23 protein-coding genes and 7 tRNA genes are annotated in these 23,323 nt (G+C 42.3%); 6 read left to right on the top strand and 24 right to left on the bottom strand.

The window, feature by feature from the left end; all coding sequences use genetic code 11:
- The first annotated feature begins 16 nt into the window (after positions 1-16).
- Complete coding sequence (locus tag FOC32_RS10620) at positions 17-601, top strand: flavin reductase family protein (RefSeq protein ID WP_175967336.1); 585 nt, start codon at positions 17-19, stop codon at positions 599-601.
- A 120-nt stretch (positions 602-721) separates the two neighbouring features.
- Complete coding sequence (gene gloB, locus FOC32_RS10615; RefSeq protein WP_175967335.1) at positions 722-1,456, top strand: hydroxyacylglutathione hydrolase; 735 nt, start codon at positions 722-724, stop codon at positions 1,454-1,456.
- 11 nt (positions 1,457-1,467) lie between these two features.
- Here gloB and FOC32_RS10610 read toward each other — a convergent pair whose 3' ends face one another.
- A complete protein-coding gene (locus FOC32_RS10610) occupies positions 1,468-1,740 on the bottom strand; it encodes a hypothetical protein (protein WP_175967334.1) in 273 nt (90 codons plus the stop codon).
- Positions 1,741-2,158: 418 nt separating this feature from the next.
- Here FOC32_RS10610 and FOC32_RS10605 point away from each other — a divergent pair, with 418 nt between their 5' ends.
- A complete protein-coding gene (locus tag FOC32_RS10605) occupies positions 2,159-2,362 on the top strand; it encodes a hypothetical protein (RefSeq protein ID WP_004786362.1) in 204 nt (67 codons plus the stop codon).
- A 145-nt stretch (positions 2,363-2,507) separates the two neighbouring features.
- Here the strand turns inward: FOC32_RS10605 and FOC32_RS10600 are convergent.
- From FOC32_RS10600 to FOC32_RS10560, 9 genes are all read right to left on the bottom strand, one after another.
- Positions 2,508-2,592, bottom strand: a tRNA-Leu gene (locus FOC32_RS10600).
- A 38-nt stretch (positions 2,593-2,630) separates the two neighbouring features.
- Positions 2,631-2,704: transfer RNA gene (locus FOC32_RS10595), tRNA-Trp, on the bottom strand.
- Between the two features lie 33 nt (positions 2,705-2,737).
- A tRNA-Leu gene (locus tag FOC32_RS10590) sits at positions 2,738-2,822 on the bottom strand.
- Between the two features lie 354 nt (positions 2,823-3,176).
- Positions 3,177-3,262 (bottom strand) — tRNA-Leu (locus FOC32_RS10585).
- A gap of 384 nt (positions 3,263-3,646) precedes the next feature.
- A tRNA-Leu gene (locus FOC32_RS10580) sits at positions 3,647-3,731 on the bottom strand.
- A 38-nt stretch (positions 3,732-3,769) separates the two neighbouring features.
- Positions 3,770-3,843: transfer RNA gene (locus tag FOC32_RS10575), tRNA-Trp, on the bottom strand.
- Positions 3,844-3,876: 33 nt separating this feature from the next.
- A tRNA-Leu gene (locus tag FOC32_RS10570) sits at positions 3,877-3,961 on the bottom strand.
- 107 nt (positions 3,962-4,068) lie between these two features.
- Complete coding sequence (locus tag FOC32_RS10565) at positions 4,069-4,908, bottom strand: protein kinase domain-containing protein (protein ID WP_376745080.1); 840 nt, start codon at positions 4,906-4,908, stop codon at positions 4,069-4,071.
- Complete coding sequence (locus FOC32_RS10560) at positions 4,880-6,388, bottom strand: DUF3336 domain-containing protein (RefSeq protein ID WP_175967332.1); 1,509 nt, start codon at positions 6,386-6,388, stop codon at positions 4,880-4,882. The genes FOC32_RS10565 and FOC32_RS10560 overlap by 29 nt, the downstream gene beginning before the upstream one ends.
- A 193-nt stretch (positions 6,389-6,581) precedes the next feature.
- Between FOC32_RS10560 and FOC32_RS10555 the strand changes: the two genes are divergently transcribed.
- Entirely contained in the window at positions 6,582-7,454 is an 873-nt protein-coding gene (locus FOC32_RS10555) for an ATP-binding protein (RefSeq protein ID WP_175967331.1), read from the top strand.
- Positions 7,455-7,510: 56 nt separating this feature from the next.
- Here the strand turns inward: FOC32_RS10555 and FOC32_RS10550 are convergent, their stop codons facing one another.
- From FOC32_RS10550 to tsaD, 3 genes are all read right to left on the bottom strand, one after another.
- Complete coding sequence (locus FOC32_RS10550; protein WP_175967330.1) at positions 7,511-8,554, bottom strand: hypothetical protein; 1,044 nt, start codon at positions 8,552-8,554, stop codon at positions 7,511-7,513.
- A gap of 488 nt (positions 8,555-9,042) precedes the next feature.
- Complete coding sequence (locus FOC32_RS10545) at positions 9,043-9,999, bottom strand: sensor domain-containing diguanylate cyclase (RefSeq protein WP_175967329.1); 957 nt, start codon at positions 9,997-9,999, stop codon at positions 9,043-9,045.
- 204 nt (positions 10,000-10,203) lie between these two features.
- On the bottom strand, positions 10,204-11,220 hold the full coding sequence (gene tsaD / locus FOC32_RS10540) for a tRNA (adenosine(37)-N6)-threonylcarbamoyltransferase complex transferase subunit TsaD (protein ID WP_005235100.1): 1,017 nt from the start codon (positions 11,218-11,220) through the stop codon (positions 10,204-10,206).
- Between the two features lie 146 nt (positions 11,221-11,366).
- On the opposite strand from tsaD, the gene rpsU reads away from it, so the two are divergent.
- Both rpsU and FOC32_RS10530 read left to right on the top strand, forming a co-directional pair.
- A complete protein-coding gene (gene rpsU / locus FOC32_RS10535) occupies positions 11,367-11,582 on the top strand; it encodes a 30S ribosomal protein S21 (protein WP_001136722.1) in 216 nt (71 codons plus the stop codon).
- 33 nt (positions 11,583-11,615) lie between these two features.
- Entirely contained in the window at positions 11,616-12,062 is a 447-nt protein-coding gene (locus tag FOC32_RS10530; RefSeq protein WP_005235099.1) for a GatB/YqeY domain-containing protein, read from the top strand.
- Positions 12,063-12,142: 80 nt separating this feature from the next.
- On the opposite strand, the gene FOC32_RS10525 is transcribed toward FOC32_RS10530, so the two are convergent.
- From FOC32_RS10525 to FOC32_RS10475, 11 genes are all read right to left on the bottom strand, one after another.
- Positions 12,143-12,502 (bottom strand): hypothetical protein, encoded by a 360-nt coding sequence (locus tag FOC32_RS10525; protein ID WP_104426261.1) that lies wholly within the window; start codon positions 12,500-12,502, stop codon positions 12,143-12,145.
- Positions 12,503-12,603: 101 nt separating this feature from the next.
- Positions 12,604-14,046, bottom strand: coding sequence for a M48 family metalloprotease (locus FOC32_RS10520; RefSeq protein ID WP_034169986.1), 1,443 nt, complete (start codon positions 14,044-14,046; stop codon positions 12,604-12,606).
- 85 nt (positions 14,047-14,131) lie between these two features.
- Entirely contained in the window at positions 14,132-15,112 is a 981-nt protein-coding gene (locus FOC32_RS10515) for a 2-hydroxyacid dehydrogenase (protein ID WP_175967328.1), read from the bottom strand.
- Between the two features lie 22 nt (positions 15,113-15,134).
- Positions 15,135-15,782 carry a hypothetical protein gene (locus FOC32_RS10510; protein WP_175967327.1) on the bottom strand — a complete coding sequence of 216 codons (648 nt, stop codon included), beginning with the start codon at positions 15,780-15,782 and terminating at the stop codon, positions 15,135-15,137.
- A gap of 209 nt (positions 15,783-15,991) precedes the next feature.
- On the bottom strand, positions 15,992-17,881 hold the full coding sequence (locus FOC32_RS10505) for a M48 family metalloprotease (RefSeq protein ID WP_034169988.1): 1,890 nt from the start codon (positions 17,879-17,881) through the stop codon (positions 15,992-15,994).
- A 91-nt stretch (positions 17,882-17,972) separates the two neighbouring features.
- Positions 17,973-19,508, bottom strand: a complete 1,536-nt coding sequence (gene purF, locus FOC32_RS10500) for an amidophosphoribosyltransferase (protein WP_175967325.1) — start codon at positions 19,506-19,508, stop codon at positions 17,973-17,975.
- A 24-nt stretch (positions 19,509-19,532) separates the two neighbouring features.
- Positions 19,533-20,114: a CvpA family protein gene (locus tag FOC32_RS10495; RefSeq protein ID WP_175967324.1), complete on the bottom strand. Its 582-nt coding sequence runs from the start codon at positions 20,112-20,114 to the stop codon at positions 19,533-19,535.
- Between the two features lie 5 nt (positions 20,115-20,119).
- Positions 20,120-21,121, bottom strand: a complete 1,002-nt coding sequence (locus FOC32_RS10490; RefSeq protein ID WP_005235085.1) for a quinone-dependent dihydroorotate dehydrogenase — start codon at positions 21,119-21,121, stop codon at positions 20,120-20,122.
- Between the two features lie 90 nt (positions 21,122-21,211).
- Positions 21,212-21,691 (bottom strand): type II secretion system protein GspM, encoded by a 480-nt coding sequence (gene gspM, locus FOC32_RS10485; protein WP_005235083.1) that lies wholly within the window; start codon positions 21,689-21,691, stop codon positions 21,212-21,214.
- Positions 21,691-22,833 carry a type II secretion system protein GspL gene (gspL, locus tag FOC32_RS10480; RefSeq protein ID WP_175967323.1) on the bottom strand — a complete coding sequence of 381 codons (1,143 nt, stop codon included), beginning with the start codon at positions 22,831-22,833 and terminating at the stop codon, positions 21,691-21,693. Before gspL ends, gspM begins: the two co-directional genes overlap by 1 nt.
- 30 nt (positions 22,834-22,863) lie before the next feature.
- Complete coding sequence (locus tag FOC32_RS10475; protein ID WP_005235080.1) at positions 22,864-23,319, bottom strand: SixA phosphatase family protein; 456 nt, start codon at positions 23,317-23,319, stop codon at positions 22,864-22,866.
- Positions 23,320-23,323: the final 4 nt, after the last annotated feature.

The following is a 23,323-nucleotide window of genomic DNA, read 5'->3' as shown; positions in this document are numbered from 1 at the left end:
CTCATTAAGGTTCTTTATGAACAATTCACATATTCAAACTGTACCTTTAGAAAAAGCCTATCGTCTGATTACACACGGCCCAACAGTACTGGTGTCTGCCAATGATGAGCAAGATACTGATGTCATGGCCGCTGCCTGGGCATGTGCACTCGAATTTAGTCCAGCAAAAGTCACCGTAGTTCTAGATAAAAGCACCAAGACCCGAAAAATAATTGAAAATTCTGGCTACTTTGCCCTGCAGATTCCGACCCTTAAACAGCTGGAAATGGTCTATAGCCTGGGGACATTAAGTCTGTACAATGACCCAGACAAACTGGAACAATCCGGTGTGAAATTATTCAAATTCGCAGATCAAGAGATCCCAGTTGTAGAAGGTTGTGCTGCCTGGATTTTATGTGAGCTGATTTCCGAGCCACATAACCAGCAGACCCATGACCTGTTTATTGGTAAGGTCATTGCCGCTTATGCCGATGATCGGGTGTTCCGTAATGGGCACTGGTACTATCATGAAGTCAGCGAAGAATGGAAAAGTATTCATCATGTCGCCGGTGGCCACTTCTATACCATTGGCGAAGCTGTCACAGTCAAAGATGCAGAATAAATGACTGATCTTTTTAAACAAATCATATAAAAAATTCTTGTAAACAGGCAGCTTTGACCACAGTCAGACTGCCTGAATTTATGCTACTTTATCCATAATATCTGTTTGGTCTGATGTCTTATGATGCCGTTTAAAATCCACTGTATTGATGTCAAAAACTCATTACAAAATTATATCTGGTTACTTGAACATACACCGACGCATCAGGTCGTGGTCATTGATCCCACTGAAGCTGCGTTAGTTCAGAATTACTGCGCCGAACATGGGCTTGAGCTGAATCAGATCTGGCTCACCCACTGGCATAAAGACCATATCGCTGGTGTTCCAGATTTAATTCAAAAGCAATCATTACCGGTATATGGCCCAAAAGCTGAGCTGGAAAAAATTCCGTTTATTAACCATCCACTTGAACATAACGACCAGTTCAGTTTTCATGGTGTTGAGGTACAGATTATCGCCGTACCGGGGCATACCCTAGGCCATATCGTGTATTTCCTGGATGCTATTGATGTGCTGTTCTGTGGCGATACCCTGTTTGCCATGGGCTGTGGACGGGTATTTGAAGGTACTTATCAGCAGATGTACCACTCTCTGGCTCGCCTGGCTGCCCTACCGCCACGTACCCAGGTTTATTGCACGCATGAATACACTTTGTCGAATGCACAGTTTGCCAAACATGTAGAACCGGATAATCCAGCAATTCTGGAACGTTTCGAACAGGTTGAGCGTATGCGCATGCTTGGACAATGCACCTTACCCAGTACTATTGCAGCAGAACTGGAAACCAATCCTTTTTTACGCGCAGACAGTGTCGAAGAGTTTCAACGTTTACGCGTGATGAAAGACTCGTTTTAAACTATAGCTGCTTAGAGCAGCTGATGCAGCTGAGCATAGTCATCCAGTTCTTGCTGGGTGACCACTCGTACCGCATTCATTTCATCAATCCTGACCAGCAATAATCCACCCAAAGCAGGTTGATAACGACGCGCACTACCGAACGGCGTATACACCACCTTGGACTGTACCGAAAAATCCAGCCAGTCTTCATGACCCAGCATCACAGCAACCGGCTCCTGCCTTTGTTGCTGCATAAGTTCAATTTGCTGTTTGACGTACTGTTCAATATTTAATTCAGTCATCATCAATCTTATTTAAATTATATCCATGACAGTATAAAGGGCTGAGCCTAACACCATGATCTGAATACTCAGAAACTTTACTGGATTGTATATTTTTCAGCCTTATTCAAACTCTAAAACTTCAAACCACGCTAATTCCTAATTTAAAATGAATAATATATAAACAATTATTGTTTTAAATATTTGAATATTAATAACTATTCAAAAAATTATTTAGGCTTAAAATTAAAATATTTAGTTACAACATCTTGAAAATAATAAAAAACATAGACTTAGATGAAAAACCTTATATTTCGCCTATATTATCTTGTTCATTAAATCCGCAAATTCAATTAAATTAATTTAAATAAGGGTATTTGCCCTTTAAAACGAAAATTCTCACCCTTATCTATGATTTAACTAATGAAGGAGTTATCTCGTGAAAAAAGTGGTTAAAGCAAAAAACGTTCTCGCATTTAGACTTTGGTTAGAAAAATTGGGGTATTCGGTTCGCACCCTGGCAGACAATCGTGGTTTTAGTTTCAGTTTTAAAAAAGAATATGGTCTGGTGACCTGCGATCTTTCAGGTAATGCATTGGCCATGCAGCTGGGTGAGGAGTTTGAAGATCATCTGAAAGCTTAAATTTAATTAATCAATGCACTCATGATTTACCCTTTTATTTGAGTAAAATTCTATTATTCCTATAATCAGCCCATTTCGATGGGCTTTTTTTCGTTTATAAAATTTCAGGCAAAAAAAAACAAGGCATCAACCTTGTCTCTTTTGATGGTGGGGACGGAGAGACTCGAACTCTCACACCTCGCGGCGCTGGAACCTAAATCCAGTGCGTCTACCAATTTCGCCACGTCCCCATCAGGGTACCAACTTAGTGTTGGACTTTTTCAAACTTTGGCAGAGGATCAAGGATTCGAACCTTGACGAACGGTTTTGGAGACCGTCATGCTACCATTACACCAATCCTCTACTCGGCCATTTTACTCAATCTCTTGAGTAAATTGGTGGGGACGGAGAGACTCGAACTCTCACACCTCGCGGCGCTGGAACCTAAATCCAGTGCGTCTACCAATTTCGCCACATCCCCGATGGCTGTGTATATTATAGAGATAGCAGGTCATTGACAAGTGATTTTACAAGCAATCACTGCCTATTCCGCTATAAATTAAACAGTTAATGCAATTTTTTTATTTTTTATAAGATTTAACAAGAAAACTCGGCCTTATGAGGTTTCTTTGCTACTGCTTTGAACTTGATCTCTAAGCCTCTCTAGTTCAATCCCAGCAGATCACAGACCTCTAGAACCTCACTTATCTTGATCAAGCATGTTGTTTAAACAATAAATTAATCCAATACAAAGAATAAAAAGCCGAGCCAATAAAAATATCGCACTAAATTTCAGGCAAAAAAAAACAAGGCATTAACCTTGTTTCTTCATATATGGTGGGGATAGAGAGACTCGAACTCTCACACCCAGAAGGCGCTGCGACCTGAACACAGTGCGTCTACCAATTCCGCCATATCCCCGTGGCTGTGTATATTATAGCGATCGCATCTGCTTGACAAGCGATTCTATGATCAACTCGGTGTTTTTATATCAAAAATTAATCAGTTAATTCTTTGATGATTAAATACTGGCTTATTTTTAATAAAACCGCTTAATTTCATTTCTCCAATTTAAAAAATCAAGTTATTTGAAAGAGTGCTGAATATTAATTTTAATAGTGTTTAGATCAGCCAATTGATTGGATATTTTAAAGGACTTCCCTCTTCTCACCTTCACTGATACTTAGTTTGAGTATTTAAAATCTACTCATCGAAAGTAAGCGAATAATGAAAATAAGATTAAAAGATGGCTCAGCCTTAAATTCCAGGCAAAAAAAAACAAGGCATCAACCTTGTCTCTTTTGATGGTGGGGACGGAGAGACTCGAACTCTCACACCTCGCGGCGCTGGAACCTAAATCCAGTGCGTCTACCAATTTCGCCACGTCCCCATCAGGGTACCAACTTAGTGTTGGACTTTTTCAAACTTTGGCAGAGGATCAAGGATTCGAACCTTGACGAACGGTTTTGGAGACCGTCATGCTACCATTACACCAATCCTCTACTCGGCCATTTTACTCAATCTCTTGAGTAAATTGGTGGGGACGGAGAGACTCGAACTCTCACACCTCGCGGCGCTGGAACCTAAATCCAGTGCGTCTACCAATTTCGCCACGTCCCCGATGGCTGTGTATACTATAGGGATCAATTTCACCTGACAAGCTCTTTTTAAGAAAAAACCACTCGTTTGATTAAATAAAAAACAATATACAATTTATTGTATTTTTCTCATGCAATTTCAGTAAGTAAGGTCTGTTTTACGGCTTTGAAATCAGACAATCTATCCTGTGAGTGCTTTCGAAGCATATTTTGTAGCAGGCTTTGCAAAGCTTGATATTGTGCAGGGAGCTCAGGTTTAAAATGCTGACAATGCAATAATGCCCAATCTTGATAATCTGTCGCTTCTAAACGTTGCCCTGTAAGCCACTCATAAAAAATGATACCCAGCGCATAAACTTCGCTCTGTAGCGACTTGGCTTGCCCTTGGAACAATTCGGGCGCCATATAACGAGGCGTTGCGTTCGTTGCTTGGCTGGTAGTGTTGAGGGGCTGCACCTGCTCAAAATCAATCAAACAAACCCGATTCTGATAAATGACAAAATGCTCTCGTTTGAGATCAGCATGCAGATACCCGAGTTCTTGTAAGCTTATCAACGTTTCTAATGCCCGTAGTATATGCTGACGGACTTCTTGAATTGAAAACAGCTTAGGGCATACCTCAAAATGTGCTGGCGCATCAGGCAGGATCAAAGCCAGATTGAAAGATTCATCTCCAATCTGAAACGGCTTTCGAATAATTTGATGCGGAAGCATGAAAGTCCGCCCTTCTTGCTCACCATAAGCTTCATAAAAATCCAACTCATGACTTAAGCCAGTCTGGGCATAGTGAGAAATAGCCGTTGAATCCAGATTCTGGGTTTTTAACCACAATGCTGACCTGCTCTCAGGATTAAATTCTAGATAATAAAGACGGCGACCAAAACCCAGACTTCGGGCTTTGGTCTTAAGCTGGAGATTAAGCTGATGCAGATTGGCGAGGTTAAGTAACAATGTATTCCTGCTTGGCATCTGGAGCATGCTGGTAATTTAGCAGTTCCAGACAATGCTGAATAGTTTTACCTACCCGCTCCTGAGTTTCGATCAGAGAGATTTTTGGCCAGGTCGCCCGCTCACCTTCACGCTGCAATACCTTAAATAAATGCGGACGAGGATTTTGCAGCATATAGCTATAATGACGCAGGCTATATTTACCCACAATATTCACATCGCCATAGTAACGCTGATCCACCACGCCATAACCATGATCTAGCAAACGGCGGACTGGCGGCAAACTTCCCGCATGCTCACGGGCAAAATCCATAATCCCTTTGGTAAATACCACACTCTGACGGCGTACAATGCGTTTCGGCCAGCTTAATGTCCCTTTACGGAAGCGTGAAATATCATCCTGCATAAAAGGCACAATATGTGGATTGGCCTGACTGGCAATGGTGTAATTGATATTGTACAGCCGCGCCATTTTCTCCTGCGGGAAATCGCTACGAACACTGCCATCTACCCAGCATGTTGCGCCCATATAAGGCGTATATTGCCCATCGTGGCGTTTACTCGTGAGACGTACCGGCGGGAACAAAATTGGCACAGCACAAGATGCCAGCACCGCACTCCAGACCAGTACATCTGGAGAGGTATAGGCATTCATGATCCGGGCATCCTGCGCTGCATCATAAGGCGCGACCGCAATATTAATATGTAGACCCGAAGTTTTTAATGCTTCTTCAAAGGTCATATCTCCCAAGTTTTCGATCAGGAATTTTTTCAGGTATTTAACATCCGCCAGACCACCATTACCCTTCAGTAATTCACTCATGGTACGGAAATGGAATGCTTCATGGAAAAAGTTATGACCTTTTAAAATATCCACATATTGTGCGGGTTTGGAGACGCCCAACATAGCGGTCATAATTGCACCAGCACTAGAACCCGACATCACTCGAGGTAACAGATCCTGTTCCATTAGCGCTTTACATACACCGGTATGAAATAAGCCGAGTGTTGCACCGCCCGAGAACATTAAAGCTGGCTGACCATAAGCACGTTGGCAGTGCTCAAAATATTCAATTTTCTCTTCAAGAGTCAGACAGGTACATTTTGCAGAAGCAATATAAGCCAAGCCCAGACTGACTTCTTCTACATAATCCTCAATAATTTTTTTAGTGCCGACATAAGTGACGGTAAACAATAAAGGATGGGCGATATTGGCAATATCGTAACTCAGCCCTTCACGCAGGATATACATCAGGTCGCGAGTGCGTTTCTGCTGACGGTAACGTCTTAATTTCCCCAGTCGATGCGCAATCACTTCGGCATCAAAATACGGTGAACTATTATCGAATTTCCATTCTTGTGCCCCAGATTCTTCGTCGATCTTTAAGGCAATATATTTCCATTCTTCGTAAGTTTCAGCCTGCTGCAATTGCTGCTTCAGCTTTTTAATACGATAGGCCTGATGTGGATTGATATCCTGAGTAAAATCTTTAAACAGCATCTGCCCTCTTCCCTATCCATATTGTAATTTTCAGACATCCTGCAGCCATGAACAAAAAACAGGCATCTATTTTCTTTGTACTACAATAACGAAAATTCACCACTTTAGGCAAATTATCACACTTTCCAGACTTTGACTGTGAATTTTACAGTGATAGTATTCTAGCCATAATTGTAAATGTACTGCTCAAATCATGGCGAAAATTGATTTACCTGACAATATCTTAAATACTCTTTCTACTGTTCTTCTCCAGCTCCAGCAAAGCCTGCCTGAATTAAAACAAAGTCCTGATTTTTCTGCTTATGCCTATAAATGGCAGGCTGGAGAACTCAAACCCATTCACCAGCTTAAACAGATTGAACTGGCAGATTTAAAAGGCATTGAGCGACAAAAAGAAAAAGTCATTCAGAATACTTTGCAGTTTCTAAAAGGATTACCTGCCAATGATGTCTTACTCACTGGCTCTCGCGGTACAGGCAAATCTTCGATCGTGCGTGCCTTGTTGACTGAATATGCAGATCAGGGTCTACGTTTGATTGAAATTGAACGTGATGATTTGTCAGATCTTCCACAGATTCAGCAACTGATCGCCGGTCGTCCGGAAAAGTTTATCGTCTATTGTGATGACCTGGCCTTCAATGCGGAAGATGAAAACTATCGCAGTCTGAAAAGTGTGCTAGATGGTTCATTACAGTCCGGTTCCAGTAATTTTGTGATTTATGCGACTAGTAACCGTCGTCATCTATTACCGGAATTCATGCATGAAAATACCCCGGTGACCAAAGTAGATGTACCGCAATATACAGAGTTACATCCACAGGAAGCCATTGAAGAGAAAATTTCCTTGTCGGATCGTTTTGGTTTATGGCTGTCGTTCTACCCAATGGATCAAAACCTGTATCTGGAAATCGTTGAGCATTATTTGAAAAAGGCAGATATGCAAATGACAGTTGAAGCCCGTGCTGAAGCATTACGCTGGTGTCAGGCGCGTGGCCAACGCTCAGGCCGTGCAGCCTATCAGTTCTCTAAACACTGGATTGGTTCGCAGCAGTTAAATTCTCTGTAAATTTTTCCCCAAATAAAAAAAGCTCCTTAATGGAGCTTTTTTTATAAGGTTAATTCTTATTTTTTATTGCCAATAATCGTAGACCACAGCAGATCATCCAGCTCACTGCCATTGAAATAGACAGTCGCTTTTAAGGATTCAGGCTGATTCTGTTTGACCTCAATCACCTGATCATAACTGTCAGTAATTTTAAGCACGCCCTCTTTCGGCAGATGCTTATAATTATTTAACACCGTTTCGTCCATCTTGAATGATGTAGTCGTATTAAAATCAAAACTATAACGGTAATCCGCCAGATTTGGCTGACCAATAATGCTGCCGCTGCTGGTTAGGGTACGAATACCATTACTGCCACTACCATAGTCATCTACAAGGCTATAGTTATAATTACATACCAGTAAGTATTCCTTGCTCAGCTCATCATACTCAGCGCCAGATTTACCCACATTCTTGTCTTCCGCTACACGCTGAAATTCCAGACGGTCAATTTTATAGCTTTCCAATGCACCCAAATTGTTTTTGCTTTTGGTATGAACAATCGTACCTGAAATCAGATAATCATCTTTTAGATTAAAATCAACATTGGAACCATAACGTACATTGCTAAAGGTCAAGGTCGTAGTATCACCGTTGACCGCCTGGGTAATGGTTGAATCTTTGCGATAGGTTTTATCCAGAACAATACAGTTATTTTTATCGGTTTTTAATTTAAAAGTTTTCACTGCACCATTGGTATTCACTTCAGAACAGATCAGATTCGGATATTTGATGCTGTTCACACCCAAATTATAAATCTTGATAATACGGCTCGTGCGTCCATAAGGATAATCCGCAAAAACCTCACCAATCATATGACCTAACGCAACGTTATAGTCCGTATCATTACTGGCGCTATTGTTAATTTTGTCGCGGATTTTCTCAATGATATCGCGATCCTCAAAAGGAATAAATTCTTCTGAAAGTTCAGGAGAAATACTCTCCTCTGGAACATTTGGCGGTGTGGTCACTGTAGAATTGTCTGAGCTACCTCCACTGCCACCACATGCGGTAAGCAAGCCTGAAACCAATACCAGCCCAAAGAATGTCATCTGCTTTTTCATAAAATTTTATTCCCTAGAATTTCTTTGCATTTTTATTCAATGAGAATGAAATATGGGCGTATTAAAACTGCACAATACAAACCCACTACCTGTCGATGATATTTTTTCTGGACAGTATTTCTTACACTCTGATCGTGCTTTATCTTTTAATAAACTAAGGATTAACTCTGTAATTTTAATTTATATTTAAAACAACAATTATCATAAGAAATGAAGTGCTTATTTGAATCTTGTTCCTTACCAGAGTCACTTTTCAACACACTTAAAGCGCATTTAATTAGATCGATTAACTTTGCAACAAAGCTTATAAAATTTGTAATGGTTAAGTTAAAGATGGATTGAATTTTCTTTTTATGGAGAATCATGTTCAACTTTCATACATGGCGATGAAAGAGAATATTGAAAGATAGGATGACTTTAGAGCATAGAAAATAATCATTTTCATGATATGAGATGCTTAATCACTTATAGAAGATTTAAAGCGTGAATTATTTTAGATTGCTCGATTCACTGGATTTTTTCCGACGCTTATACTCAAACATGTTCTGATCCGCTTGTGCGAGCGCTGCAAATAAACCATGACCAGGATGACGCATCGCCATACCAATCGCTGCGCCAATGTTTGCTGCTGCAAAGGCATTAATTAAACGATCCACTAAACTTTCAGTACTCGTTTCATCATTTTCCACGCTAAGAATCACAAACTCATCGCCACCTAAACGGGCAACAATATCGTTGATCCGTACATTATCTCGTAATACTTGAGCCGCGTTTTGAATCAGCTTATCACCTTCATCATGACCCAAACTATCATTCACCTTTTTTAGGTCATTCAGGTCAATAAATAATACAGCGGCGGGATGACCATATTGCTTGCAACGCTCTTCTTCAGCTCGCAGCAGTTTTTCCCAGGCCCAGCGATTATAGAGCCCGGTCAATTCATCTTTACTGGCTTCTTCCTGCAATAATTCATGCTGTCTTATCTGCTCACTCTGACGCAATTCTGCCTGCAAGATCGAACTGAGCAATTGTCCCAATAACTCGATCAGTTGCATATCTTGCAAAATAGCTTCCGATTTGGTTTCTGGATCAATCGCACAGAGTGTTCCAAACAAACTGCCATCTTCTTTAAGGAGTGGCTGACCAATATAAGATTTTATACAGACCTGCTGATTAATCGGCGCTGTGGCGTATAAAGGAATTTCTTCAGAGCGAGGGGCAATTCTCGGGGCCTTACCTGCGACCATATGAGAACAAAAAGAATCAGCCCACTGAAACACTTGACCGGGTCGTATATCATAACCATGATCTTCACTTTGCAGCACAATCCAGTCTTGGCCTTCTACCCGGGTGATCATCCATAAATTAAAGCCAAAATGCTGATGCAAAAACTTTAACACCGCCTCTCCAGCATCCTGAAAACTTTTGAAATTTATAATTTCCATCCGAGATTGCCTCTGCTGCGAACCTGTAAAAATATGCATGATATAAACTTAAGCTATTAAACTATTTTTCCGGTTTCAATAGAATATACGAGCTCTAAATCCAGCCATAAAACTTATATTTACAACATACCGTTGCTATAAGTTTTCATTTAAAAATTCACAATAAAAAAAGAGGCCTAAGTCTCTTTTCTTCAAGCCAGAAATCTATGCCTCTGTCGGATTCGTCAATTCTGTCATTGGCCAACGTGGGGTTGTGGTCACAGCCAAACCATCTTGCTGTCCGGCTTTCAAACGTTGATAACCCGCAAAGGCAATCATCGCACCATTATCGGTACACAATGCAGGTTCTGCATAGTACACGGTGGCTTTGATTTTCGCCAAATCAGCTTCCAGACGTTCACGTAAACGCTTGTTGGCACTTACACCACCTGCAATGACCAGACGTTTTAAGCCAGTCTGTTTCAATGCCTTCACTGATTTTTTTACTAAAGTATCGACAATAGCTTCTTGGAAGCTCGCAGCGATATCAGCATCATGTCTTTCTTCACCGAGTTTCTTCATTTGAACAGAAACTGCAGTTTTTAAACCACTAAATGAAAACTCTAGGCCTTGATACAGCATTGGACGTGGGAAAGCAAATGCATTCGGATTGCCCTGCTCAGCCAGTCTGGAAATATTCGGGCCACCTGGATATGGCAAACCCATCATCTTCGCAACTTTGTCAAATGCTTCACCCGCCGCATCATCAATCGATTCACCGAGTAATTCATACTGCCCAATACCATAAGCAGCCATGAGCTGTGAATGCCCACCAGACACCAGTAATGCCACAAATGGAAATTTCGGTGGCGTTTTAGAAAGTAATGGTGCCAGCATATGACCTTCCATATGATGCACACCAATCGCCGGTTTATTTAAGGCAAAGGCCAAAGTCCGACCAAACAGTGCGCCCGTCATTAATGCGCCCATCAGGCCCGGACCACGGGTATAAGCCACCGCATCAATTTCTGATTTTTTGATGCCACTTTGTTCAAGCAGTTCATTCAGTAAAGGAATGAGTTTACGCACATGGTCACGCGAAGCCAGTTCTGGTACGACGCCGCCATATTCAGCATGCAGTTTAATCTGGCTGTACAGCACCTGTCCGCGCAAACCTAACTCGCTGTCATACAGCGCAAGTCCTGTTTCATCACACGACGTTTCCAAGCCTAAAACGATCATTAAACTGCCTATAACCTGTATCAAATATATTGCAGCAACTATTATAGACTTGTGATATGAGATGTAAATGAGTAAAATACTGACCTTCACTTGTGATCGAGGGCAATTCGGCCCTGATCTTATCCATAACTTAATGAGGATTCTTCATGCCACAAGTTAAATTGAAAGAAGGCGAACCAGTAGACGTAGCTATCCGTCGTTTCAAACGTTCATGCGAAAAAGCGGGTGTTCTTGCTGACGTTCGTAAACGTGAATTCTACGAAAAACCAACTCAAGAACGTAAACGTAAAAAAGCTGCTGCTGTTAAACGCTACCAAAAGAAATTGGCACGTGAATCAGTACGTACTACTCGCCTTTACTAAGATTAATTTGTGATTGACTGCTTGGAATAAATAATGACTACTTTAAAAAACCAGATTACTGACGTATTGAAAGCCACCATGCGTGCCAAAGATATGTCAAAGTTGACGGTCATTCGTAGTCTGCAAGCAGCAATTAAGCAAATCGAAGTCGATGAGCGTAAAGAACTTGACGACGCTCAAGTTCTTGCGGTCATTGAAAAGCAAATTAAACAACGTAAAGAATCGATCAAAGCCTTTGAAGGCGCTGGTCGAGATGATTTAGCTAGTAAGGAACAAGCCGAAGTTGAGGTTCTCTCTCAATTTCTACCAGAAGCTATGACTGAGGAAGAACTTGATTCCCTGATTGCGCAAACAATTGAAGCGCAACAAGCTACTAGCATGAAAGATATGGGTAAGGTGATGAATTCTCTGCGTCCGCTCATAGCCGGGCGCGCCGATCCTGCACAAGTTTCAGCAAAAATTAAAGCAAAACTTGCTTAATTCCCCCATTCTATTTCAAATCTAAATCTGCGTTGAACTGCCTCCATTCCGGACAGTTCTCAGCATTTTCTTATTTATTCTTACTGTAAATTACAGTCCACATTATAACGTTTCAGCAACTGCATCTCTTTTGAAGATTTTACCTGCAGTATGACATCCTGCTTGCCTACATTTTGATACTGACGATCCAGATAAGCTCGGTTCTGGTCTGCCGCTTTATATAAGCGATCCACATAACGCTGCACAATCGCACAAAACTGCTGATTCTGCGATGCGCTAAAACCCTGCTGCTGTGGATTTAAACCTTTTAAAAACTGACGTGATTCTTTTTGATAATCAGCATTAATCTGCTCAACGGACTGCACGTATTCTGCCGCACTAGCCGCCAATACATTTCCGCCACACCCCAATATCCATAAACCCAATAATATTTTTTTCATAAAATAATTAAAATAGACAACTTAGCTTTGTCCGGATTGTAGCGTGATTTAGTAAACTTCGGCTATATCTACTGAAGCTAAAAATCATTAGAAAAATAGACTTAAATTTTAAACTGTCGCGTTTGCTGCATCTGTTTTAAACGTTGACCAATGGTTGCTGACAGAGATTGATTATTTTTGCTGATGCGTTGAGCATGTATTAAGGATTTAATCGCAGTTTCTTCATAGCCTGACCAGTACTCTACTTCGGCACGATAACGCAAGACGTTGGCGGCTTTTATTGATGAATCAGGTGCTGCATTCGCTGCCAGTTGCATTAATCTCCAGCCACTAACATCACGGGTATTGCTATTTAAAAAGCGCTGTACAATGGATCTGGCTTGATCAGGTTGTTTGGCACGAATCAGGGTTTCGGCATATTTATAATTTAAAGCACGGTTTTCCGGCATGATTCGTGCGGCTGAACTAATGCTTTTTAGCGCATTATCCAGCTGATTTTGCCCCAGATAAATATCAGTCTGAAATAACACCTGCAAAGGATGCATTTTATTGTGCTTTTTGGCTTGATCCAGTGCGGTTTGTGCCGCCTGAAAATCTCCCTGTTGAAGCTGATAAGCCGTTAAAGCGAGCTGACCAGGAAAATCATTACGTTGCACCATTAAGTTGAGCTGTTGTTCAGTAGTCTGACGTGACAGTACCCGTGTATACCATTTAATGATTTCAAAATCCTGATCATTTAAATTACGCTTAACCGCAGGCAGCTGATTGGCGCGCAAACGTGCTTCACTCATACGCTCAGTAGTTAGAGGATGCGTCAGCCAGAAATCAGGCATAAAGCTTAAACGGCTAGTGGAACGATGCATCACTTCAAAGAAATCCGCCATACTGTGCGGACTGTATCCGGCAGCATACATATATTGCATCCCGATCCGGTCCGCCTCACGTTCCTGATTACGGCTATAAGTTAATTGCTGATCCAGTAGAGCTGCCTGAGAACCCATCATCACTGCTGCACCTGCATCACCATCTGCCTGTGAAGCCACTAATGCACCCACCAGAATCCCTGCCAGGGCCAACAGTCCTTGTCCTTTAAAGGTTTCTTGCGAACGACTGTAATGACGTTGTGTGACATGTGCAATTTCATGTGCCATCACCCCTGCCACTTCATCCGTATTTCGAGCAGAATTAATCAAACCCGCATTCAGGGCAAATAACCCACCAGGTACCGCAAAGGCATTAATTTGCGGATCATTGATTACCATTAAACCGATCGGTTGTTGTAATTTGGTCTGACTGAGAATTTGGGAAAATATGGAAAGTAGCTGATCTTCAAGCCATGGATTCTGAATCACAGGCATTTGTTTCTGGACTTGACGATAGACCTTTTCACCGATCATTTGTTCTTTTTGCTGGTCGATCAATCCGACGCCCGCACCAATATCCGGTACAGAAAATTGTGCAGCAGGCTGATTAAAATAATCATTATCACTATGCCCTGCTGCTGCACATAGACTTAACCCGCACGCCAATACCAAACGTTTCAATGAAAAATCTCTAAAATTCAGTTTCAACCTGTCTCGAATATAGCATCGAAAAATGAGCATAGATGCAGGAAAATGTTATTTAATATTACTTAAATGAACCAATCACTTGAGGATTCACCACATAGCGTGGCACCCGCCCTTCAAGTGCATCAACCAGATTCTGATAAGCCAGCTCAGCCATTTTTCGACGTGTTGCCACTGTGGCCGAACCGACATGAGGCAAGGTAATAACATTATCCAGCTCAAATAATTCTGATTCTTTTAAAGGCTCTTTCTCATAAACGTCCAGCCCCGCAGCAAAGATTTGGTTGGCTTTTAAGGCTTCGATCAAAGCCTGCTCATCAATCACAGACCCACGGGAGATATTCACCAACACCGCATGTGGCTGCATTTGTGCCAGTTGTTCGACTCCAATCAGTGCTTTCGACTTAGCATTTAAATCCACGGTAACCACCACGAAATCTGAGCGCTGCAAAAGCTCATTCAGAGAACAATACTGTGCACTGAGCCCTTGAGCCAATTCCGGTTTTTCATGGCGATTATGGTACAAGATATTCATATTGAAACCGTAAAATCCACGGCGTGCAACTGCTGCCCCAATATGCCCTAGCCCGATTATTCCCAGCGTTTTTCCGAAAATATCCACACCAAACTGTGCTTCACGTGTTGTACGGTGCCATTGTCCCTGCTTGGTCCAGTGATCCAGATAAGCCACTTTGCGTGCAGTTGCCATTAATAGCGCAAATCCCAGATCTGCCGTGGTTTCAGTCAGGACATGGGGGGTATTGGTCAGATAGATATTTTTTTCATTCAGATAATCAACTTCATAGTTGTCATACCCGACACTGACACTAGAAATGATTTTAAGTCGGGTTGCTGGTGCCAGATTATCGCGATTGAGCAGTCGGCCTGCCCCAATCATGCCATCGGCATCGCGCACCTGTTCCAGCAACTGCTCATGCACATTGCCCAGTTTCGGCTGTAAGGTCACTACATTAAAATTTTGTTCGAGTTTTTTTTGGACATCCTGATCGATCTGGCTGAATACAATCACTTTTTGTTTCATATGTCCCTATTCCACATCAATATTAATCTGAGTTCGCTGGCCTGTTTTGCATAAACTGCCATAAGCGTTTTTTATGTATTGGCTGATCCAGCATTTCCTGTAAAGATGCCAGTTGAATCATTTTATTATGTGTCACATGCGGAATAGAGCCAAGGGAAATGATATTTTTTTCCAGGCTCATCATGTCCAGAAAACCTTGAATATAAGATTCAACACCTCGACCATCTTGCAGATTCACCCAAGGAAATGGCCAGTTCAGTTCATAAAATTCACTTTGCAGAGCACGCTGGATGTTGGTCCATAAAAGCTGGGTTTGCTCGGTCATTTCTGTGGCATCGATGACAATCGTGCAATGTTCCAAGCTTAAAGCCTGTAAGTTGAATGGCGGAATATGCAGAATTTCCCGCTGTTCCTGAATTGTTGCAACAACTACTGGCGCTTCACTTTTAGCTTCAGCTTTTGCTTCAACTGTAACAGGCTCAGGCGCAATTAAAGGAGCTTTTGCTACCGGAGCAATCTGAGTCGGTTGTGGCAGGATGATTTCGCTATGTAATTCTGCTGGGGCCTGATCACGCCAGATCGAAACCTGATGCTGCTGACATACGTCGCCCTTGGGAATCCAGATATCTATTCCTAATGTTGCCAGTATGTCACGCTGATGCCCAATCATCTTTTCTTCATCACCTATTTCAGGTCGAACATTTTAACGGGATTCGCTTTTCTTTGCCGAACTATTTCCAGTTTTTCACTCTCTATCTTGAATCATTTTAACTCAGAATAGAAATCAATTTATAAGATTACTTTTTTTCCACTACAAGTTCTTTTATAGATCAGTTCTTGAAAAACTGGACTTAAATACATCTTCTTAATTTAAAAATATTAGATAATCATCAAACTGTTTTTCTTGAGCATTTGCGAGGTAATTTCATTGGATTCAAAGCCCAAGCGCCAGTACAGAAGTTCCATCACATCCAGCTCATCCTGAGTCATGATCCGGTCACTCCACAGGCAAACTTCTGCAATACCCAACATGCTCAAACGATCACGTAATAACAATCCTGCAATATCATTTAAAATCTCGGCCAAATCAATCGGCTCATCTGAGATTTCACTATACAGCTCAAGTTCTCGAGGACTAAGAATACGGTTTAAAATCTTTTCCCGAACCTCCAGTTGATTATCGCTATTAATCTGCTGCACATGCAGCAAGGCATCAATCAGACGTACGATCTGTGGTTTGACCTCATCTAAAGACGTCGGCGTATGCATCGGCAGTAAATTCAGCTCATACTTCACCCGCTCTAGCAATAAGGCATCCAGCAAACCAATTTCACCATCTTCCTGAATAATCCTTGCCAGCTTCATTAAAAACTGCCGTGCAACTGTGGTAGGCATTCCACCAATATTTTTACAGGCTTGCTGGAAAATCGAGATATGTACCCGTCCATCCAGATTTAATAATGAATCAATAATCGCACGACTGACCTCTGCCTCGGTCGGAATAAATTCACGATATTGCCGGATCATCAAAATTGCGACCATCACTTCACGTGAACCGGTCGAAGTTTGCAAAGCACGTTCAATCAGCTCCGGACGCGGCATATTGGCACGCAGCTCCGGATTTAATGGCTTGATGGCATCTTTAATGGCGAAGCTAATTGGAGACAAGCGTAACAAAGGCAAAGGTTGTGGGGATTCCCAGACTGCTGTGCTTTCAGGCACGACATCTTCGAGTGAACGAAACAGACTAAACAAAGGCTGGTTTTTTAATTTCTTCAGATTTTCAAGCTGCAGATCCTGAATCAAGGCAGGATTTAATTCATAAATACGCTGATTAATATTCGGATGAATATTCAACCAGTTCTGTGGACTTAAAGAATTGGCAAAACACATATGTGAAATGGATTCGGCATATTCACTATAGATCTGTGATCCTGAATGATGCACATGAATGCGCAATAAAGTCTGAATATTGGCATCATTCTGAATCAGGCGTCGGGTTTTCTGGTCATTTTTATAGGTACGTCCGCCCAATGAAATATATTTAATAAAACGTGTAATCAAAATACCCAAGCTACCAATCAACCAGATGACTGCTCCGATTGAGACATAGAAGGTTTCAAACTTGTTTTCGCGAGGTACATCATTTCGATAAAACCCCAACTTCGCAATCTTGCTGCCCCACTGGCTAAAAGTGGTTAGACTACTATATAGAATTTTCAGGCGGGTATTTTCAGCTGTTTCACCAGATAGAATCTTGTTAAATTCATGACTGAGCAAGCCATAAAGTTCAATTTCATCAAGAGTTTGTAATGCACCCCAAGTCAGAATAATAGCAGTATCACGTGGACTAAAACCCGCTGTTAATGCATTGACCCCCACTTCATTCGGCAAGACATACATAGCTGGCGGTTCAATCAGGAACGTATCTGCCAGTTGAGTATTGATCCGTAGTGCAGCACTTTCTTCCGGAATACTTTCCATTTGGTTCAGTCGACGCGCGCCCATTTGCTGGGCTAAAGAATAGCCGCCGGCACGAAACGTATAAAATTCATAGATGACCGAAATAATCATCAAGAATAAAACCAGTGCTACCAGATAAGGACTAAGGACATGCCACCATATCGACTGGCCAGGATCAGCATAGAAAACAAACAGGCCAACCACTGTATTGATAATCAGAACTGTTAATAGTATCGCAATCAGACAAAAGCTGGCTAGCAATAGCATATTCTTGTTTTTGACCAAAGCATATCCTACGCTTTTCAATCTACCACCCTAACTGATCTGGTCTTTCCTTGGGCTCATCATAAAACAAAAAAGCGGGAAATTCCCGCTTTTTCATCATGATTTTAATTGCTTAGACTTCGCGTACACCGGTCAGATCAACTGATGCTGCATCAATATTCACATCAATAAAATTGTCGCCTTTTTTGGCGCCATCACTGCGTTTTTGCTCTAATTGATCGAGGTATTCAGCATTGATTCCACCTGCGACATACACACCATCAAATACAGAACAGTCAAATTCACGCAAATGAGGAACCTTTTTGGTACGTACTGCATCTTTCAGGTCTTCCAGATCCTGGAAAATCAGACGGTCAGCACCAATAATTTCACGGATTTCTTCTACACTACGTTCAGAAGCGATCAGTTCAGATTTCGCCGGCATATCAATACCGTATACGTTTGGATATTTCACCATAGGTGCCGCAGAAGCGAAGAATACTTTTTTCGCACCCGCATCACGTGCCATCTGAATAATTTCATTACAAGTCGTACCACGCACAATCGAGTCATCGACTAGTAGAACGTTTTTGCCCTGGAACTCGAGCTCAACCGGGTTCAGTTTTTGACGTACTGATTTTTTACGCAGTTGCTGACCTGGCATGATGAAGGTACGGCCGATATAACGGTTTTTCATGAAACCTTCACGGAATTTCACGCCCAGCATATTAGCCAGTTCAAGTGCAGAAGTACGTGAAGTATCCGGAATTGGAATCACCACGTCGATGTCGTGCTCATCGCCCCACTCGCGCAGAATTTTTTGTGCCAGCTTCTCACCCATTTTCAGACGGGCTTTATACACAGAGATCCCATCAATGGTTGCATCTGGACGGGCAAAGTACACATATTCAAAAATACATGGACGGTATTCTGGATTTGCTGCACATTGCTGGGTAAAGAAGTTACCGTAAGAATCAATGAAAACCGCTTCACCCGGTTCGATATCACGCTCAACCTTGAAGCCTAGCGCAGTAATCGCTACAGATTCAGAAGCAATGATATATTCCATACCATTTTCTGTTTCGCGCGAACCGTAAATCAATGGACGGATACCATTTGGATCACGAAAACCTACCAAACCTTGGCCAGTAATCATCGCAACAACGGCATAACCACCTTTACAACGCTCATGTACACGCGTTACAGCCTGGAAAATATCTTCAGATGTTGGTACCAGCTTGCCACGTTTTTGTAATTCGTGCGCCAGTACGTTTAGTAGCACTTCTGAATCTGAATCAGTATTCATGTGACGCAGGTCAGTTTTAAACAGGTCATCATGAATTTCTTCAGCATTGGTCAGGTTACCGTTATGCGCCAGCGTAATCCCATAAGGTGAGTTTACGTAGAATGGTTGCGCTTCGGCACTGCTTGAAGTACCTGCCGTTGGGTAACGCACATGACCAATACCATAATTACCCTGTAAAGCACGCATATGACGGGTATGGAATACATCACGGACCATACCGACATCTTTACGCAGGAACAGACGGCCTTCCTGACAGGTCACAATCCCAGCTGCATCTTGTCCACGATGTTGTAACATCGTTAATGCATCAAACAACATTTGGTTAACAGGTGATTTACCAGCTATACCAACTACTCCACACATAGCAACCTCGCAGACAAGCTAGGATTAATAAAAAGGATTATTCGTTGACACATCTGAACTCTTGGCCTTGGATGCCGGTTCAGATGAGGAATCTGAAGGTTTCTGTGCCCCTTCAGACTTGATATGTTGCAGGGCGCCATTTGCGGCTTCTTTGGAGAGCTCTGTTGCCCAAGGCGCATATGGCAATAAGACCTGTATAAATTTAGACTGCTTCCAGTGCGGTGAACTTTCGACCCACGGACCAATGCCCTGCATGGTAATCAGGACAATCAGCAAACCTTTCAGGCTGCCGAAAACACCCCCCGCAAGACGATTCAGCGGACCAAGTTTCAGGGTTTTTAAAATGCGGTTGAGCAGAAAGGTGACAATCCAGGTGAGTACCACAATCATCAGAACAATAAAGGCAAAGGCTGCAATCTTCTGTACCACTGGATCTGTACTGAGAGCAACCATTGAGGGCGCAAGTAGTGTTGAATATTTCGCCGCAATAATCAAGGCAAAAATCCATCCCACTAAGTTCGCAAAGGCTTTGATAAATCCTTGGCGCAAACCGTTGAGCCCTCCAATGAGCAAGATAATCAGTAGAAAGATATCAATGGCATTCATAGGACTTAAAGCGCGGCTACACAGTCTTTAACCAGTTCCGGCCCAGTATATATGAGGCCACTATAGACTTGTACAAGGCTTGCACCAGCTTTTTTCTTGGCCAGCGCATCCGCACCTGAAAGAATACCACCCACACCAATCAATGGAATTTGTCCCTTTAATTCCTCTGCAAATGCAGCCAGACATGCCGTGCTTTTCTCAAAGACTGGCGCGCCTGATAAACCGCCCGCTTCTTCTGCATGCTCCAGACCTTCCACACCTTCACGTGACAATGTGGTATTGGTCACGATCAGACCATCAATCTTGTATTGCAATAACTGCTTGGCAATAAAGGCAATATCTTCAGCTTCAAGATCCGGTGCAACTTTTAATACCAGAGGAACGTAATGCTGATGTTCCTGAGCCAGTTCCAGCTGACGATTCTTCAGCGTTTCCAGCAATTCAGTCAGTGCATCGCCACTTTGTAAACTGCGCAGGTTCTTGGTATTTGGAGAAGAAATATTAACGGTGATATAGGAAGCATAATTATAGACTTTTTCTAAACAAATAAGGTAATCATCTACTGCTTTTTCTACCGGAGTATCAGCGTTTTTACCGATATTGATTCCCAGTACACCTTTAAATTTTGCAGCTTTAACGTTTTCAATTAACTTATCCACGCCATCATTATTAAAGCCCATACGGTTAATAATCGCTTTGGCTTTCGGAAGACGGAATAAACGTGGATGAGGATTACCAGGTTGCGGGCGTGGAGTAATGGTACCAATTTCAATAAAACCAAAGCCTTGACTGGCCAAGGCATCAATATAGGCACCATTTTTATCTAACCCTGCTGCAAGACCGACCGGATTAGGAAATTCGATTCCCATACAGGTCACAGGTTTCACAGCAACATTTTGACGCATCATGCCCATTTTATGGGATGATTTTAATAGTGATAGTGTCAGCTCATGTGCACGCTCTGGTGCTAAAGAAAACAACAAAGGGCGGGCTAGAGAATACAACATATCTAGAAAAGTCTACTGCTTTTTAAGTCGGCATATTATAGGCATAGGCTGACAAAAAAACCATGCTTTGCAAATCTTTATTTTTACCAGTTATTGCACAGTCGCTGTTAATTTAATCTGCCCTGCTTCATTATTTAGTTCCATTTTCTCGATACTTAGCCCCATTTGTGCCAGCTGCGTCAGGAAGTTGGCCAGCACAGAATAATTTTCGTGAGACAGCATCAACTGAATTTTTCCATCCATTTGCTGTGATGCAATCGACAGCCCTTGTTGCTGGGCAATGCGTTGCACTTTTTCTGCTGCATCTAATTGCAAGTCTCCTGCCGGCTTCATGGTAACCGCATTGCTTTGCATCCAGACCAGCGTATCTTTTAGATCATTTAAACGTTTCTGCTGGGTATCTGCTGCCTGATGCATCGCCCAGAGTGCACTTGCAACAGCGGTCACCAACACAAAGATCGTTGTAAAGATCACCAGAATGCGTTCACGTGCTGACAAACGATCCAGATAATCGGTCAGTTTTTCAATTTGCAGATCCATACGGTTCTGTAAGGTTTCAATGGCTTTCATTATTGTATTTTCACCAGTCCTACGACGCCTGTTCCATTCGCCTGTATATTCCCCAATTCTACTTTAAAGCCCTGCTGCCTCAGTTGCTTGGTTAAAGTATTTAGACTTTCAGATGAATTGGACTGTAATTGTAGACTCAATCCTGACGGGTCATAATTGACACGCTGTGCCACAATCTGGTTTTGCATTAGTACCGGCCCGACTCGGCTGATGAGCTGTAAGGCCTGAGTGTCTGCGGTCTGGCTTTGACGAAGCTGGGCTTCGAACTGGCTTTTAATATTCTGCTCAGTGACCGGATAATTCTGTCCGAACCAGTATTTAAACTGATCAATCGCCTGCATTGCAGTGGTATTGGCGACTTTCTTATATTGGTACCAGCGCACTGCATCGTAAGTGAACTGCAGTACCAGAATCCCAAGAAAAACCGCCGCACAGGCTTTCCAGTAACCAGAAACAGTATGATCCGATTTACCCTTTGGCAGGATATTAAATGGATGCTGTTTCGGTTTTTTTAGCATTGGCAACGTATATTGGAACGAGTTTAATTGTTCATGTGTTGCCACAGCTTCCAGACTACTCATTTGTTCAGGGCTGAGATTGCTGACCTGATATTCCAGATCTTTGGGCTGAAAATCCAGATAAAGGCTCAAATCATCCACTGACTGTCCGATATATTCAGCTTCACGTACCAGCAGATGCCCACCGATTTGTGCAATAACGCGCTGCTGCGCATGTTCAGGCACTGGCAAAACCAGAAAGTCTGGCAATAACGCAGCGACTTTAACAGGAATCAAATTCAGGGCATGCTGCAAAGTTTCAACTGTAGAATTTGCAATCCCCAGAATACTAATCTGATCAGGCTGCTGAAAATGATGCAGCACTTTCATGGTATCGACAGGCAGTACCACATATTCTTCTAACAGATATTTGATGCCATCATTACCCATTTTCTTATATTGGCTCTTAGGCAAGGTCTGCTGCAAAATCTGCACATGACGACTTGGAAAAAAGACCGTCGCCTCTTCACCATGATAGGCCTGAATATCCTGAATCAGCTGCTCGAGTGTCGCAGCAGTGCTCCAGAATTCCCCCTTTGACCATTGCCAAACCCCATTGGCTTCCGGCATCCATAAATACAACATCGATTGTGTTCTACCGTTTTAATTGGTTTTTTATACTGTTGGAATAAAGCTTTTAACTTGTGTTGATAAGCCTGGTGCAATCACGGCCTGATCATAAATACGTGCTTCTGACAAATGAAATGGGTGGAAAGACTCAGTCACGAGAATGGAGGCAATATGCGCCACTACATTCATATGACAAACCACCGCAATGGACTCATACGGCAACTGCGATAACCATTCAACTGCAACTTTGGCATCATCATCAGGCTTGATGGTATTACAGATCACCACGGGTACATCTTTAAAATAGTGCTGTAAATGCGCCAGAGTTTCCTGCGCACGCAATAAAGGACTGACCACAAACACCTCCGGTTTAATGATGTCCCTTAAATACTGCGCTGTCTGTTCCGCCTGTTGATGCCCGCGCTCCGTTAGGGGACGCTTGGTATCATTCCCATTCACTGGTGGCGCGGCTTCGCCATGTCGCACTAAAGTCAGTTGCATCTTA

This window comes from Acinetobacter sp. FDAARGOS_724 (genome assembly GCF_013364475.1).
GTDB lineage: Bacteria > Pseudomonadota > Gammaproteobacteria > Pseudomonadales > Moraxellaceae > Acinetobacter > Acinetobacter variabilis.
Note: the sequence above shows the minus strand (reverse complement) of the source record. Positions and strands in the feature narration are given on the sequence as shown.

What these genes read in the sequence shown, in the direction of transcription:
- FOC32_RS10620 (WP_175967336.1), top strand. Translation starts at nt 17, where the DNA reads ATGAACAATTCACATATTCAAACTGTACCTTTAGAAAAAGCCTATCGT.
- gloB (WP_175967335.1), top strand. Translation starts at nt 722, where the DNA reads ATGATGCCGTTTAAAATCCACTGTATTGATGTCAAAAACTCATTACAA.
- FOC32_RS10610 (WP_175967334.1), bottom strand. Translation starts at nt 1,740, where the DNA reads ATGACTGAATTAAATATTGAACAGTACGTCAAACAGCAAATTGAACTT.
- FOC32_RS10565 (WP_376745080.1), bottom strand. Translation starts at nt 4,908, where the DNA reads ATGCCAAGCAGGAATACATTGTTACTTAACCTCGCCAATCTGCATCAG.
- FOC32_RS10560 (WP_175967332.1), bottom strand. Translation starts at nt 6,388, where the DNA reads ATGCTGTTTAAAGATTTTACTCAGGATATCAATCCACATCAGGCCTAT.
- FOC32_RS10555 (WP_175967331.1), top strand. Translation starts at nt 6,582, where the DNA reads ATGGCGAAAATTGATTTACCTGACAATATCTTAAATACTCTTTCTACT.
- FOC32_RS10550 (WP_175967330.1), bottom strand. Translation starts at nt 8,554, where the DNA reads ATGAAAAAGCAGATGACATTCTTTGGGCTGGTATTGGTTTCAGGCTTG.
- FOC32_RS10545 (WP_175967329.1), bottom strand. Translation starts at nt 9,999, where the DNA reads ATGGAAATTATAAATTTCAAAAGTTTTCAGGATGCTGGAGAGGCGGTG.
- tsaD (WP_005235100.1), bottom strand. Translation starts at nt 11,220, where the DNA reads ATGATCGTTTTAGGCTTGGAAACGTCGTGTGATGAAACAGGACTTGCG.
- rpsU (WP_001136722.1), top strand. Translation starts at nt 11,367, where the DNA reads ATGCCACAAGTTAAATTGAAAGAAGGCGAACCAGTAGACGTAGCTATC.
- FOC32_RS10530 (WP_005235099.1), top strand. Translation starts at nt 11,616, where the DNA reads ATGACTACTTTAAAAAACCAGATTACTGACGTATTGAAAGCCACCATG.
- FOC32_RS10525 (WP_104426261.1), bottom strand. Translation starts at nt 12,502, where the DNA reads ATGAAAAAAATATTATTGGGTTTATGGATATTGGGGTGTGGCGGAAAT.
- FOC32_RS10515 (WP_175967328.1), bottom strand. Translation starts at nt 15,112, where the DNA reads ATGAAACAAAAAGTGATTGTATTCAGCCAGATCGATCAGGATGTCCAA.
- FOC32_RS10510 (WP_175967327.1), bottom strand. Translation starts at nt 15,782, where the DNA reads ATGATTGGGCATCAGCGTGACATACTGGCAACATTAGGAATAGATATC.
- purF (WP_175967325.1), bottom strand. Translation starts at nt 19,508, where the DNA reads ATGTGTGGAGTAGTTGGTATAGCTGGTAAATCACCTGTTAACCAAATG.
- FOC32_RS10495 (WP_175967324.1), bottom strand. Translation starts at nt 20,114, where the DNA reads ATGAATGCCATTGATATCTTTCTACTGATTATCTTGCTCATTGGAGGG.
- FOC32_RS10490 (WP_005235085.1), bottom strand. Translation starts at nt 21,121, where the DNA reads ATGTTGTATTCTCTAGCCCGCCCTTTGTTGTTTTCTTTAGCACCAGAG.
- gspM (WP_005235083.1), bottom strand. Translation starts at nt 21,691, where the DNA reads ATGAAAGCCATTGAAACCTTACAGAACCGTATGGATCTGCAAATTGAA.
- gspL (WP_175967323.1), bottom strand. Translation starts at nt 22,833, where the DNA reads ATGTTGTATTTATGGATGCCGGAAGCCAATGGGGTTTGGCAATGGTCA.
- FOC32_RS10475 (WP_005235080.1), bottom strand. Translation starts at nt 23,319, where the DNA reads ATGCAACTGACTTTAGTGCGACATGGCGAAGCCGCGCCACCAGTGAAT.